The organism is Caldifarcimen microaerophilum, from assembly GCF_055387105.1.
In genome coordinates this window covers 1,807,756-1,821,709 of sequence record NZ_AP038914.1, presented here as the reverse complement: position 1 = coordinate 1,821,709, position 13,954 = coordinate 1,807,756, and the positions used below count along the sequence as shown (strand labels likewise).

Below are 13,954 nucleotides of genomic sequence, written 5' to 3'. Positions count from 1 at the left end.
GACGGGAGCGTCTCTCTCTGTCCCGTCCTTTCCCATTCGAGGCACAGGGCGTATAATCAAAGCGATGCCTTTCCGGGAGGTGGACCACACGGCAGATCTGGCCTTTGAAATTGAAGGGCGGACGCTGGAGGAGGTGTTTCATGACGCCCTCACCGCCCTGGTGGGGGTGCTTGTGCGCAACCCGGATGCCATCCGCCCGGAGCAAACCCGGACCTTTCGGTGTGAAGAAAGCACGCTGGAGGACGCCCTGCACTGCGCGCTATCGGAGATCATTTTTCTCCTGGATGCCTATGGCGAAATCTACAGGCCCCGGCATCTTTCGGTGCAGGTCGGAGAAGAAGGCGTGGTGGTGGAGGGCCAGCTGGAAGGAGAACCTTTTGATCCGGAGCGGCATGGAATGAACCACCATGTCAAAAGCGTGACCTATCACGAACTTTCCGTGAACAAAACCCCCGAAGGCTATCGTGCCTTTGTGATCCTGGATGTCTAACATGCACTACACCCTGATCCACCGCTTCACCTTTGAGGCCATCCATGCCGTCACCCTGGGCGGTGTGGAGGAGGAGCCCCATGCCCACCGGTTCACCCTGAATGTGCGAATCCGGGGACCTCTCCGGGAGGATGGGGTGGTGTGGGATTTCGTGGACATGAAACGCCGGATCCAGCCCATCCTTGAACGACTGGAGGGCCGGGATCTGCGGGAGATCGCCGATCCCCCCACGGTGGAACGGGTGGGGGCTGTCCTCCTTGCACAGATTCAGGAAATCCTTCCCCCGGATCTGGTGGTTGAACGCCTGGAACTCTGGGAAACCCCCGAACAGGGAGTTGAGATCACACCATGAAACAGGGACCCTTTTATCTTTTCGTCACGGGTGGCGTGGTGTCCTCCCTCGGCAAGGGCATCACCACCGCCTCCATCGGCCTCCTTCTCAAACACCGCGGGCTCCGGGTGGTTCCCCTGAAGTTTGATCCGTATCTCAACGTGGACGCGGGGACCATGAACCCCTATCAGCACGGCGAGGTCTATGTCACCGAAGACGGTGCGGAGACGGATCTGGACCTGGGACATTACGAGCGTTTCCTGGATATCAACCTTTCGGCCCGTTCCAACGTCACGTCCGGTCAGGTGTATCGCGCGGTGATCGAAAAGGAGCGCCGCGGGGACTATCTCGGCCAGACCGTCCAGGTCATTCCCCACCTCACCCGGGAGATTCAGGATCGGATCCACCTCCTGGAAAAAGACGCCGATGTGATCCTGGTGGAGGTGGGGGGAACGGTGGGGGACATCGAGAGCCTCCCCTTCCTTGAAGCCATCCGTCAGCTTTCCCTGGATGCGCCGGATCGGAGTTTCTTTCTCCATGTGACCCTGGTTCCTTACGTCCCCTCGGCAGGGGAACTCAAAACCAAACCCACCCAGCACAGCGTCCAGAAACTCCGGGAGATCGGGATCCAGCCCCATGCGGTGCTGTGCAGGACGGACCGTCCCCTTCCTCCCGAAACCCGTCGCAAAATCGCCCTGTTCTCCAACCTTCCCATTCGGGCGGTGTTCACCGCCCCGGATGTGTCCACCATCTATGAAGTCCCCCTGCTCCTTCACGAAGAAGGGCTGGACCGGTTCATTCTGGAGTCCTGGGGGCTTACCGCGCCTGAACCGGACATGGAGGAGTGGAGCGCTTTTGTTCACCGCCTCAAGCACCCTGAACGGAGTCTTCGGGTGGCTGTGGTGGGCAAATACGTCCACCTCCGGGATGCTTACAAGAGCATTGCCGAAGCCCTGACCCATGCCGCCACCCATCACGGGGTTCGGCTGGAACTGGACTGGGTGGATTCGGAAGAACTCGAGAAAACCCCTCCGGAAGAACGGCTTTCGGAGGCGGACGGCGTCCTGATTCCTGGAGGGTTCGGCAAACGCGGCATTGAGGGGAAAATCGCCGCCATCCGGTATGCCCGGGAACACCGCATCCCCTTCTTCGGCATCTGTCTGGGCATGCAGCTTGTCGTGATCGAATATGCCCGTCATGTCCTGAACCTTCCGGAAGCCCATTCCACAGAGTTCAGGAAAGACACGCCCCATCCGGTGGTGGATCTCCTTCCCGAACACGGAGCCGAGGATCGGGGATTTGGCGGAACCCTTCGTCTGGGTGCGTCTCCGGTTCAGCTCTTTCCCGGAACCCTTGCCCGAACCCTGTATGGGCAGGAGGTGGTGCTGGAGCGCCATCGCCACCGGTATGAACTGAATCCGCTATACCGTGAAAAACTGGAGAGGGCCGGACTTGTGATCTCCGGCGTGGAGCCCGTCCGGGATCTTGCCGAGATCGTGGAACTTCCACCGGACCGTCACCCCTTCTTCGTGGCCACCCAGTTCCATCCCGAGTTCAAATCCCGGCCCCTGGCCCCCCATCCCGTGTTTGCGGGCTTCATTGGAAGCATCTTGAAGGTGAAAACCCAGGAGGAGGCTCCATCCCGGTGATCCCTGCCGACCGGTTTTTCCTGGTGGCCCACGGGGTGGACTTTCCCGCACCCACCGAAGCCCGTTTCCGGAAGGACCTTGCTCTGGAAATCCGGGACGGAGTGATCACCGCGGTGGTTCCGGCCCATGATCTTCCCGAGGGGGTGCCGGTGGTGGACCTCCGTCCGGCCTGGGTGATGCCCGGGCTGGTGGATCTTCACACCCATCCCGTTCAGCATCGCATCCGGGGACGGGCGGGGCTGGCCCTTCTCCCCTGGCTGGAACGATATGTTTTTCCGGAGGAAGCCCGGTTCCAGGATCCCCTGTATGCCGAGACGGTGCTCCGGGAGGCCTTTTCGGAGATGGTTCGCCAGGGAACGACGCTGGTGGCCGGACTTCTCTCCGCCCATCCTGAAATTCTGGATGTGGCCTTTGAGGCGGCAAAGGATGCCGGCATCCGGGCCATCCTGGGCTGGGTGTGGATGGAAGAACCCGCAACCTTTGCCCGACCCGTGGAGGAATATGAGGCCCAGGCCCGCCGACAGATCGCCTTCTGGCACGAGAGAGAAAACCGGACGTTCTTTGCCGTCGCCCCCCGGTTCGCCCTCTCCTGTTCGGAAGAATGCCTGAAGCAGGCCGGAAAACTCCATCGGGAATTCGGTGTGTATGCCCACACGCATCTTTCCGAAAACCCCGACGAGGTTCGGGAAGTTCTGCGCCGGTTTGATGCCTCGTCCTATACCGAAGTGTATGACCGTGCCGGTCTCCTCTCGGATCGGACGTTTCTGGCCCACGGCGTGTATCTCTGGGGGCGGGAACTGGAGACGATCCGGGAGCGTCAGAGCGTGGTGGTTCACTGTCCCACCGCCAACGATTTTCTCCACAGCGGGCGCCTTCCCCGAAAGGCCCTGCGAGCCCACGGTGTTCGCACCGCACTGGGGAGTGACGTGGGGGCCGGCTGGACCTACAACATGTTTTCCGTGATCCGCCATGCCTATCTTGTGGAAGCCGAAAGCCTTCCCCGGATCCTGTATGACGCAACCCGGGGTGGTGCGCTCGCGGCGTCCATGGATCGTTTGGGGCTTCTGGAACCGGGATTCTGGGCCGATCTGGTTGTGCTCCGGAGCCGGCCCCTGGATGGAGAGGATCTCCTGTCGTCCTGGGTGTTTGACGAACAGTCACCCGTTGTGGGGGTGACGGTGAACGGGAGGTGGGTTTTCCATGAAGCGACAGTCTGAAGCCCTGGTTCAGCTTCGAAAGGGGCTTCTGGAGATGGCGTCCCTGGTGGAATCTCAGCTTGCGGAATCGGTGGAAAGCCTGGTTCAGCGTGACGGCGACCTGGCCCGGAAAGTGCTGGATCGAGAGGTACAGGTGAACGAACGAGAAGTCCAGATCGAAGAGGAAGTCGTGCGGTTCCTTGCCCTGTTCCATCCGGAAGCGGAAGACCTCCGAACGGCCATCATGATTCTCAAAATCAACAACGATCTGGAGCGGGTGGGGGATCACGCCGAAAACATCGCCTATGCCTCTCTGGACCTGCTTGCCTATCCACCGGTGAAACCGCTTATTGACATCCCCCGTATGGCCCGGATCGCCCAGGGCATGCTCCACGATGCACTGGACGCCTTTGTGGAGCGGGATTCTGCCAAGGCCAAAGCCGTGCTGGAACGGGACGATGAGGTGGATGCCCTCCGGGACCAGATCGTTCGGGAGCTCATCACCTATATTGCGGCCCGCCCTCAGGTGGTGGAACCGGCCCTGAAACTTATTCAGATTGCGAAAGATCTTGAACGGGTGGGCGATCTTGCCACCAACGTGGCCGAAGACGTGATCTTCATGGTGGAGGGCAAGATCATCAAGCACGGGCATGACGAGTCTTGAACGCCGGGCCTGGATCGTGATCCTCCTGTCTGTGATGGTGGGGAGTGTGGGTCAGCACCTGTTCCCCCTGCCCCACCCCCGACCGGAAACGTTCCGGCCCCTCCGGATTGATCTCAACCGTGCTCCGTTTGAAGACCTCCTTCTCCTGCCCGGTGTGGGTCCAAAACGGGCGCAGGCCATTCTTGCCCACCGTCCCTATCGCAGCGTTGACGATCTTCTCCGTGTTCCGGGCATCGGTCGGAAAACCCTGGAGAGGCTCCGTGCGTATGTCGTGGTGGACACGGCTCACCGCACGCCATGAATCCTGGCTGAGAGCGTTCTGGAAAACCCGGTCGTCCCCCGGACCCTGGGTGGGGCTGGCCGACGCGCTCTACAAACTCGTCTGGCTTGCGCTCCTTGTGGCTCTGGCCCGCCGGGGCCTTCCGGAAAGTCTGGGGGCGTCCGCTGCCCTTCTCCTTCTTCATCCCGTGCTTCCCTGGCGATGGAAGATCCTCACCCTTTTCGTGGCGGGGGGACTGTTTTTTCTGCACCCCCTCGCTGCGCTGGGGTGGGTCCTCCTCGCCCTGGTAACCACAGAGGTTCTGCTCTATCAGACCTATGAGATGCTTCTGTTTGTGCCGCTCTGGCTTCTCTGGAGCGGGGCCGATTTTGCGGGTCATCCCCTCGCCGATCGGCTCTACTGGCTTCCCTGGGCGATTCTGGCCTATGGATGGGCCCAGAAACTCGCCGAACCCCCCCTTTTCCTGCTTCTGGAGGACCCGGACTTTCGTTCATGGCTTGAACAACCGGAGGAGGAAGGATCATGAAACTTGTGGAATGTGTGCCCAACATTTCCGAAGGGCGGGATCCGGAAAAAATCCAGGCCATCGTTCGTGAGGTGGAACAGGTTCCGGGCGTGGTGCTTCTGGATGTGGAGAGCGACCCGGACCACCATCGCTCCGTGATCACCTTTGTGGGGCCGCCGGATGCAGTGGTGGAAGCGGCCTTCCGGCTCACGGTGAAAGCCGCCGAACTCATTGATCTCCGCAAGCACAAGGGGGAACACCCCCGCATCGGTGCCACCGACGTCATCCCCTTCGTGCCCATCTCCGGCGTGACCATGGAGGACTGTGTGGCCCTGGCCGAACGTCTGGGCGAACGAATCGCCCGGGAACTCCAGATTCCGGTGTATCTTTATGGCGAGGCGGCACGCCTTCCCGAACGAAAAGACCTCGCCAATATCCGGCGAGGGGAGTTTGAAGCCCTGCGAGAAGAAATCGAGAAGGACCCAGCCCGCAAACCCGATTTCGGCCCATCCCGGGTGCATCCCACTGCCGGTGCGGTGGCGGTGGGAGCCCGCAAATTCCTGATCGCCTACAACGTGAACCTGGGCACCTCCGATGTCAAGATCGCCAAAGCCATTGCCCGGCGGGTCCGGGCACGGGGTGGAGGGCTCTCCGCCGTCAAGGCCCTCGGGTTTGAGATCAAGGAGCGCAACCTGGTCCAGGTGTCCATGAACCTGGTGGACTATGAGAAAAGCCCCATCTATGCGGCCTTTGAACTCGTGAAACTCTATGCCCGTCGCTTCGGGGTCCCTGTGGTGGGCTCGGAAATCGTGGGACTGGTTCCCCAGAAGGCACTCCAGGACGTGGCGGACTTTTATCTCCAGCTCGAGGGATTTCAGCCCAACCAGACCGTGGAAGCCCGCATTCAGGAGAAGATGCCTCCGGAGATGGGCTATCTCCTTTCGGTGGCGGAGGATACGCCCGCACCCGGGGGAGGCTCGGTGAGCGCCTTTTCCCTCGCCCAGGGATTTGCCCTTCTCTCCATGGTGACGGGGATTTCCCTTCGCTCCTCCCGGCTTTCCTCCCATCATGAAACCCTCCAGAAAGACCGGTCCTGGTGCCTTGAGCGCCTTGCCGAAGCCCACCGGCTGGTGAGGGAAGACGCCGAGGCCTTTGAGGCCCTCCGGCAGGCCTATCGTTCCAAAGATCGGGAGGCCATCCAGCAGGCAGCCGTCGGTGCGATGGAGGTGCCTCTCCGGGTGATGGAACGCGCCCGGGACGGCGTGTCCCGCGCCCTCGAGCTCCTGGACCGGACATCCCCCCGGGTGATCACGGATCTGGGTGTGGCCGGAGAGCAGTTTTTCGCGGCGACCCGGGGGGCCTGGCTGAACGTGCGGATCAACGCACCGGATGCCGGAAAGGAGGGTGAGGCCCTTCTGGAGGCGGGCGAACAGATCCTGAACGACGTACGGAAGGGTCATGAGGCCCTGATGAAAAAGGTGGAACAGGCCCTGTAACGAGCCATGACCCTTCTGGACTGGGGCGTGGTGGCGCTCTATCTTGCGGGGATGGTGGGGATGGGGGCGTTCCTTGCCCGGCGCCAGAAGAACACCCAGGACTACTTTCTGGCAGGTCGCCGGATGGGGAGTCTTCCCGTGGCCCTGTCCCTCGTGGCCACCCAGGTGAGTGCGGTGAGTCTGGTGGGGGCTCCGGCCTTCATTGCCCTGAAGTCCGGCGGGGGGTTGCGGTGGTGGCAATACGAATTTGCCGTGCCCCTCGCCATGATCGCCCTCATGGTTACCCTCATCCCCGTGTTTCACCGCACCGGTGCCGTGACCATCTATCACTATCTGGAAGGGCGATTCGGTCCCGTTCTACGCACCCTTGTGAGCGGGGTGTTTCTTCTGTCCCGGGGTCTGGCTTCCGGCGTGATCCTCTTCACCACCGGCGTGGTGCTGGCCGGACTTCTGTCCTGGCCTGTGCAGGACACCCTCCTTCTGGTGGCTCTCGTGACCATCCTCTACACCACCCTGGGCGGCATCGCGGCCGACATCTATTCCGACATCCTGCAGCTCGGCGTGCTCTTCTTCACCGCCCTCCTGATGGTGGGACTTCTCTGGGTGGACACCGGCGGCACCCTTCCCCGCGATCCGGAACGGTTCCGGGTGTTCTTCCCTGAACACTGGGGTTTTTCGGGCGACACGTATGGCCTCTGGCCCATGCTGCTCGGCGGCTTTTTCCTGTATCTGTCCTATTACGGAACCGACCAGAGCGAGGCCCAGCGGCTCCTCACCACCTCCTCTGCCCGGGAAGCCCAGCAGGCCCTTCTGCTGAACGGTCTGCTCCGGTTCCCCCTGGTGTTCACCTACAGCCTGGTGGGAATTCTCCTTGCGGGGTATCTCCACGCTCACCCTTCGGTGGTGGAGATGCTTTCCCGACCGGACGACCTTGTCCCCTTTTTCGTCCGGGAGCACTTTCCCGTGGGGCTGCGTGGGCTCTTTCTGGCGGGTGTGTTCGCCGCCACGATGTCCAGCATTGACAGCGCGATGAACGCCCTGTCTGCCGCCACCCTGGAGGATGTGCTCAAGCGCCTCCCCCGTTTTCCGTCCCTCTCCCCCCGAACGGAGCTCGTGCTGTCCCGGATTTTTACGGTTTTCTGGGGCCTTTTCGCCACGGGATTTGCCCTTTCTCTTCTCTCCACGGGAGAAACGGTGATTGAGATCATCAACCGGCTGGGTTCGCTCTTTTATGGACCGGTGTTCGGGGTGTTTTTCCTTGGACTTGTCACCCGCACCGGGGAACGGGGCGCCGTTGTTGGACTTCTTGCCGGTGTGGGCCTGAATTTCCTGATCTCCTCCACGGCACCGGGCGTGTCCTGGCTGTGGTGGAACCTGACGGGGTTTGCGGCGTGTGTGGGGGCAGGGATGCTTGCAGGGCGGTTTCTGGACGATGGCGTGGTTCAGGAAGGCTTCACCACCGGACCGGGCGCCATCCTCGCCGAACTTCGCGCCCGCCGGGGAAGTGCGCTGCTCCTTCTCGGGATGTTTGGCCTGATCCTCCTTGTGTCCTTCCTCACCGAACGCGTCCTGGCCGGCTGACAGCCACCGGAAAACGCTTTCTTCAGCAGCATCGGGGGTGCAGTTTCGAGGCATCGGGGGGCATGGTGACATGATGAGAAGGGTGGGGATTGCGCTCTTTCTCCTTTTCTCTGGAAGCCTCTGCCGGAAGCCCACCGAAGAGGAGATCATCACCGAACTTCCGGGTGTGAAACGAGTGGCTTACAGGTGTGGGCTTGTTGACAGTCTTTTGCCTCCATGGGTTCCACCGGACTTTGGAAGGTGTGATCGACCGGTGTGGCGTCCACCCCATTTGTATGTTTTGCTAAGCGATGTGGGGGAGCCTTTCCCGGAGGCGGGGTATGGAGGGGCCATTTACCGGTACACTGTGTCAGGAGACACGATCACGCAGGAAGAGCGGGTTTATCCCGTTACGCTGCCCGATTCAGGAAGAGTGTACGTCAATCTTTTCGACATTTCTCCCGACGAGCGGTGGCTTGCGGTAACCCTTGGACGGCTGGAAATGTGGGGAGATTACTGGAGAACCGAGTCCCTCAAAGTCGTCCTGGTGGACCTTCAAACCGGAAGAGAAGACACCCTTCCCTCTCTCTGTTCCCACATGCTGGACCCTCAATTTTCGGAAGACGGGAAGAGGTTGTATGTGTATGGGCGATACAGTGATTATGAACTCATGCCCTGTCAGGATGGGAGCATGGAAGGTGTGTGGGTGTGGGACCTTTCGGGAGGGGGATGGATGGGAAAGCCACCGTTGATGAAAGGGGACTGGCAGGGTTCAGCTTACGGGAGTTATATGGTGGAGCGGGACACAGCGTGGTCCAGCTGGGGGTGCTGGGAGGGGTTTGTTTTCCCTGCTGTGAATCCCTGGGATCGAGATCGTGTGGCGATGACGAGTTATTTTGGGGCCACAATAGGAGGGAGGCTCCTGGTCTGGGAGCGCGGGGAGGGGAAGATTTATGAGGTGGACATCCCGAAATCGGTGTTTTTCCCGTATAACCTGGACAAGTGGGGGAGTCTTTTCTTTTGGTGATTCATCAATCTATTCCACCCTCAGGAGCTCCAGAAATAACTCATAAAGATCCTCATCACGATGATTGTATCGATACTCCAGTTCTTTCAAATAATACGGAAACCACCGAGATGATAACCCATGAAACTGCATCAGCCGTTCCTTCGCATAACTCCAGAAACCCTCAATCCCGTTGATATACACCTTCCCGTTCTTAAAACGCTTCCCATGGTCGATTCGCTCATGACGAAATCCGTACATCACCAGGCTGTCATAGCCTTTGAACTGATCCGTGTACACCAGACTTCCCCTTTTCACCTTCCGAATCGCCTCCCTTAACAACGTTTCTGCCTTCACATCCTTCACCACCTCCACTTTCACCTTCCCACCACGCTCCAGAATCCCAAACACCGGAATCTTCCCTTCCGCCCCCCTCCCTCTCTTGCCCTTCCTCCGACCTCCAAAGTAACTCTCATCCATCTCAATCTCCCCCCACAAAAGATCGTCTTTCGTCGCCTCTTCCACAATCTTCTTGCGAAAAAGCATGTACAAACGCCTCACCGTGTTGTACGCAAGCCCCAACTCTTTCGACGCACGCAAGACAGGAATCTCCAGCTCAAACATTTTCAACGCCAGCAAAAACTGGCCATATTTCACACCGGATCGCTCCAGCACACTCCCCTTCCTCACCCCCCATTCCCGCTTACATCCATAGCACTTATACGATTTCCTCCGCGCACGCTTCACCTTGTCGCTCCCGCAGTACGGACACGTGCGAAACGTCTTGAGAATTCCTTTCTCCCGTAAAAACGCTTCCGCCTTCTTTTCGTCCGATGCAATCTTGCTTAATTGAACCAGGTCCATCGTTTCCCTCTTCTGTTGCCTTTTAGTATACACTAATGGACCCGTTTAATCAATCACCTTTTCTTTTTCTCGTTTGTTTCGGGGTCCCCACGGGATTTTCTTCGAAAATCCCGTGGGGTGTTGCTTGAGCCGGTGTGAATTTCGAACGCCGTGCCATGGTTCACCTCCTTGTTTGTTCCTTTACCGTACAGCATCCTTCGCGTTCCCTCACCCCTGCCCTCCCTCACATTTCCACTGTACAGATTTCGGGGAGCATTACCCGGGGTCCCCAACCCTGGCGGAAGGGGCTGGGGGAGGGGGGCATCTCAGAACTTCGGACGCATCACTCAAACATGGCCTATGGCAAAGAGTCGATCGCCGACAACAGAGACCCGCTTTTCACCCGACCCTGCGCAGGGAAGACGGTTCATTCTCCAGAGTGTATCATCACGGCATGATGGACCCCTGGAAGACCTTTCGCGAACGGCTTCTGTTTGTGGTTTCCGCGCCGTCCGGTGCGGGGAAGACCACCCTGTGCCGGGAAGCCCGCGACCGGGTTCCGGACCTCTTCTATTCCGTGTCCGCCACCACCCGGGCCCGGCGGTCCTGGGAGGTGGACGGGGTGGATTATCACTTCGTGCCCCGGGAAACCTTTGAAGCCTGGATCCGGGACAACGCCCTGCTGGAATGGGCGGAGATTTACGGCGAATATTACGGAACCCCGGCCGACCCGGTGCGGAGGGCCTTTGAACAGGGTCAGGACGTGATCCTGGACCTGGACGTGGTGGGCAAGCGCAAGCTGGAAGCCCTGTTTCCCCGGCAGGTGGTGAGCATCTTCGTGTTTCCCCCAAGCCTCCAGACTCTGCGGGAGCGCCTGATTCAGCGGGGGGTGGAGCCCGGAAAACTCCAGACCCGCCTGGACCGGGCGCTGGACGAACTCTCCCACGCCCGGGAATACACCTACTGGATTCTGAACGACGATCTGAAACACGCGGTGGAAGCGCTGGTGAGCATCATCCACGCCGCCCGTCATCAGGCCTCCCTCCTGCTCCGGGACCCCACCACCGTGATTCCCACGGAGGCGATGCCATGAACTTTCGGAGGGTGCTGGTCGCCAACCGTGGAGAGATCGCCGTCCGGGTGATCCGCGCCCTCAAGGAACTGGGTCTTGAGGCGGTGGCCGTGTATTCCGAGGCGGATCGGGACAGCCTTCACGTCCAGCTTGCGGACTACGCCATCTGCATCGGGCCACCTCCGGCAACCCAGAGTTACCTCAACATCCCCAACCTGATCAGCGCCGCGCTGGTGAGCGGTGCCCAGGCCATTCATCCTGGCTACGGTTTTCTGGCTGAAAACCCCGATTTCGCCACCATCGCCCGGGACCACAACCTGACCTTCATCGGCCCCCATCCGGAGGCCATCGCCCTGATGGGGGACAAGATCGCCGCCAAAAAACGCATGCAGGAGGTGGGGGTCCCCGTGGTTCCCGGCTCCCTGGACGCCCTGGACTCCCTTGACGAAGTGGCGGCCCTGGCACGGGAGATCGGCTATCCTATCCTGCTCAAAGCCGCCGCAGGGGGAGGCGGCCGGGGCATGCGACGGGTGGACACACCGGCCGAACTCCCCAAAGCTTATGATATGGCCCGATCGGAAGCCCAGTCCGCCTTCGGGGACAGCCGGCTGTATGTGGAGAAATACATTGACCGTCCCCGTCACATCGAAATCCAGGTCCTGGGCGACCGGCACGGCAACGTGATCCACCTGTTCGAACGGGAATGCTCCATCCAGCGGCGGCACCAGAAGCTGGTGGAGGAAGCGCCCTCCCCCGCCCTCACCCCTGAACTCCGGGAAGCCATGGGCGAGGCCGCCGTGAAGGCCGCCCGGGCCATCCAGTATGACTCCGCCGGCACCGTGGAATTCCTGTTTGACGACAAAACCCGGAAGTTCTATTTCATCGAGATGAACACCCGGATCCAGGTGGAGCACCCCGTCACCGAGATGATCACGGGGCTGGATCTTCTCAAATGGCAGATCCGCATCGCCCGGGGGGAGGCCCTTCCCTTCCGCCAGGAGGATCTCACCTTCCGGGGCCATGCCATTGAGATCCGGATCAACGCCGAAGACCCCTTTCAGGACTTTTCCCCCACCCCCGGGAAAATCGAAGCCCTCCACCTTCCGGGGGGACCCGGCATCCGGGTGGACACCCACATCTACGCCGGCTACACCGTTCCGGCTTTTTATGATTCCCTCATCGCCAAGGTGATCGCCTGGGGAGAAACCCGGGAAGAAGCCATCCGCCGGATGATCCGGGCGCTGGATGAATGGTATCTCATCGGATTTCCCACCACTGCGGCCATCCACCGCAAGATCATGGAGCACCCGGGGTTCCAGAGCGGGGCCATCCACACCCATTTCCTGGACGAAATCCTCTCCGGACCATGAACCTCCTCACCCCCTGGATCGTCAAACTGGGCCAGCTCACCCACCTGTTTTATGAGGCCCTCCTTGCCCTGCCCGAAATCCACAAAACCCCCCGCCTGGCCATCCAGGAAATGGAGAAAATCGGGGTCAATTCCCTGCCCGTGGTGATCCTGACATCCCTCTTTATCGGGATGGTGTCCGCCGTCCAGACCGCCTATCAGGTGAAGGATTTTGTGCCCCTGGAGTATCTCGGTGTGGGGATTGCGAAAGCGGTTCTCATCGAGCTGGGTCCGGTGATCACCGCCCTGGTGGTGGCGGGGCGAAGCGGGGCAGGGATTGCCGCGGAGATTGGAAGCATGCGGGTGACCGAGCAGATTGATGCCCTGACCGTGATGGGGATCAATCCGGTGCGGTATCTCGTCCTTCCCCGCCTGATGGCCGGGGTGGTCTCCCTTCCCCTCCTCACCGTGTTTGCGGAGTTTTCTGCCATCATGGCCGCCGCGGTGGTGAGCAAATACCTGCTGTTTGTGCCCATGTCCCTTTATTTCTCCGGCATCCGGATGTTCTTCGCACCGGTGGATCTGTGGGGCGGCCTCCTGAAAAGCGTGGTGTTCGGAGGGATCATCGCCCTGATGGGTTCCTTCCACGGCTACTATGCCGAAGGAGGAGCCACGGGTGTGGGCCGGGCCACCACCGAAGCCGTGGTGAGCTCCTCCGTGCTGATTCTGGCGGCAGATTATATCCTGGGCACCCTGATCTACGGATGATCCGGTTTGACAACGTGTGGAAATCTTTTGAGGACCGGGTGGTCCTGCGGGGGATCTCCTTCACCATCCACCCGGGGGAGATGGTGGCCATCCTGGGCAAAAGCGGCACGGGCAAAACCGTGACCATCAAGCATATCCTGGGGCTTCTCAAACCGGACCGGGGTCGGGTGATGGTGGAGGATGTGGATGTCACCCGTGCTCCCCGGAAGGTCCTCAACGCCCTTCGCCGGAAATTCGGCTATGTGTTTCAGGGAGCGGCCCTGTTCGATTCCCTGACCGTGTATGAAAACCTGGCCCTTCCTCTTCGTGAACGGGGCTGGGACCGCCAGGCGATGGACGAAGCCATCCGGTGGGCTCTGGAGATGGTGGAGCTGTCCGGAACGGAAGACCTGTATCCCGCAGAGATGTCCGGGGGAATGCGCAAACGGGCTGGCATCGCCCGTGCCATCGTGGGACGTCCGGACTATCTCATCTACGACGAACCCACCTCCGGCCTGGACCCCGTCACCGCCGACCGGATCAACGATCTGATGCTCTATCTCAAAGAGCAGCTCGATGTGACCGGCGTGATGGTGACCCATGATCTGGTGAGTGCGCTGCGGGTGGCCGACCGGATCATCCTCCTGGAGGAAGGGGAAATTGCGGTGGACATCCCGGTGGACCAGGCGTTTTCGGAAACCCATCCGGCTTTCCGGGCCTTTCTGAAAGCCGCGGGGCTTTTCGAGCGCACCGTCTGAGGGGTGGAG

The 13,954-nt window shown here is 60.5% G+C and carries 15 protein-coding genes and 1 pseudogene; 15 read left to right on the top strand and 1 reads right to left on the bottom strand.

What is annotated here, in order from left to right:
* Nucleotides 1-64 precede the first annotated feature (64 nt).
* The 11 genes and pseudogenes from AC6HU3_RS08580 (at nt 65) to AC6HU3_RS08530 (ending at nt 9,198) form a co-directional block, all read left to right on the top strand.
* Entirely contained in the window at nt 65-490 is a 426-nt protein-coding gene (locus tag AC6HU3_RS08580) for an archease (RefSeq protein ID WP_497473356.1), read from the top strand.
* 1 nt (nt 491) lies between these two features.
* Nucleotides 492-842 (top strand): 6-pyruvoyl trahydropterin synthase family protein, encoded by a 351-nt coding sequence (locus AC6HU3_RS08575; protein WP_497473355.1) that lies wholly within the window; start codon nt 492-494, stop codon nt 840-842.
* Nucleotides 839-2,470: a CTP synthase gene (pyrG, locus tag AC6HU3_RS08570; protein ID WP_497473354.1), complete on the top strand. Its 1,632-nt coding sequence runs from the start codon at nt 839-841 to the stop codon at nt 2,468-2,470. The genes AC6HU3_RS08575 and pyrG overlap by 4 nt, the downstream gene beginning before the upstream one ends.
* Entirely contained in the window at nt 2,467-3,687 is a 1,221-nt protein-coding gene (locus AC6HU3_RS08565; protein WP_497473353.1) for an amidohydrolase family protein, read from the top strand. Before pyrG ends, AC6HU3_RS08565 begins: the two co-directional genes overlap by 4 nt.
* Nucleotides 3,671-4,330, top strand: a complete 660-nt coding sequence (gene phoU, locus AC6HU3_RS08560; RefSeq protein ID WP_497473352.1) for a phosphate signaling complex protein PhoU — start codon at nt 3,671-3,673, stop codon at nt 4,328-4,330. The genes AC6HU3_RS08565 and phoU overlap by 17 nt, the downstream gene beginning before the upstream one ends.
* Nucleotides 4,317-4,631 carry a ComEA family DNA-binding protein gene (locus AC6HU3_RS08555; protein ID WP_497473351.1) on the top strand — a complete coding sequence of 105 codons (315 nt, stop codon included), beginning with the start codon at nt 4,317-4,319 and terminating at the stop codon, nt 4,629-4,631. The genes phoU and AC6HU3_RS08555 overlap by 14 nt, the downstream gene beginning before the upstream one ends.
* Entirely contained in the window at nt 4,597-5,136 is a 540-nt protein-coding gene (locus AC6HU3_RS08550; protein ID WP_497473350.1) for a hypothetical protein, read from the top strand. Before AC6HU3_RS08555 ends, AC6HU3_RS08550 begins: the two co-directional genes overlap by 35 nt.
* A pseudogene (gene ftcD, locus AC6HU3_RS08545) lies at nt 5,130-6,026 on the top strand (glutamate formimidoyltransferase); the annotation flags it as partial. The gene AC6HU3_RS08550 and the pseudogene ftcD, both read left to right, overlap by 7 nt.
* Nucleotides 6,027-6,029: 3 nt before the next feature.
* Nucleotides 6,030-6,611, top strand: a complete 582-nt coding sequence (locus AC6HU3_RS08540) for a cyclodeaminase/cyclohydrolase family protein (protein WP_497536307.1) — start codon at nt 6,030-6,032, stop codon at nt 6,609-6,611.
* A 6-nt stretch (nt 6,612-6,617) separates the two neighbouring features.
* Nucleotides 6,618-8,192 carry a sodium:solute symporter family transporter gene (locus AC6HU3_RS08535; protein WP_497473349.1) on the top strand — a complete coding sequence of 525 codons (1,575 nt, stop codon included), beginning with the start codon at nt 6,618-6,620 and terminating at the stop codon, nt 8,190-8,192.
* Nucleotides 8,193-8,262: 70 nt separating this feature from the next.
* The gene (locus AC6HU3_RS08530) at nt 8,263-9,198 is read left to right on the top strand and encodes a hypothetical protein (protein WP_497473348.1); all 936 of its coding nucleotides are present in this window, start codon (nt 8,263-8,265) and stop codon (nt 9,196-9,198) included.
* 9 nt (nt 9,199-9,207) lie between these two features.
* Here AC6HU3_RS08530 and AC6HU3_RS08525 read toward each other — a convergent pair whose 3' ends face one another.
* Nucleotides 9,208-10,041, bottom strand: coding sequence for an IS1595 family transposase (locus AC6HU3_RS08525; RefSeq protein ID WP_497472928.1), 834 nt, complete (start codon nt 10,039-10,041; stop codon nt 9,208-9,210).
* A 433-nt stretch (nt 10,042-10,474) separates the two neighbouring features.
* On the opposite strand from AC6HU3_RS08525, the gene gmk reads away from it, so the two are divergent.
* Genes gmk through AC6HU3_RS08505 form a run of 4 tightly spaced genes read left to right on the top strand, consistent with a single transcriptional unit; the run spans nt 10,475 to nt 13,945 of the window.
* A complete protein-coding gene (gmk, locus tag AC6HU3_RS08520) occupies nt 10,475-11,113 on the top strand; it encodes a guanylate kinase (protein WP_497473347.1) in 639 nt (212 codons plus the stop codon).
* The gene (gene accC, locus AC6HU3_RS08515) at nt 11,110-12,462 is read left to right on the top strand and encodes an acetyl-CoA carboxylase biotin carboxylase subunit (RefSeq protein ID WP_497473346.1); all 1,353 of its coding nucleotides are present in this window, start codon (nt 11,110-11,112) and stop codon (nt 12,460-12,462) included. The genes gmk and accC overlap by 4 nt, the downstream gene beginning before the upstream one ends.
* Nucleotides 12,459-13,208 (top strand): MlaE family ABC transporter permease, encoded by a 750-nt coding sequence (locus tag AC6HU3_RS08510; protein WP_497473345.1) that lies wholly within the window; start codon nt 12,459-12,461, stop codon nt 13,206-13,208. The genes accC and AC6HU3_RS08510 overlap by 4 nt, the downstream gene beginning before the upstream one ends.
* Complete coding sequence (locus AC6HU3_RS08505) at nt 13,205-13,945, top strand: ABC transporter ATP-binding protein (protein ID WP_497473344.1); 741 nt, start codon at nt 13,205-13,207, stop codon at nt 13,943-13,945. The genes AC6HU3_RS08510 and AC6HU3_RS08505 overlap by 4 nt, the downstream gene beginning before the upstream one ends.
* Nucleotides 13,946-13,954: the final 9 nt, after the last annotated feature.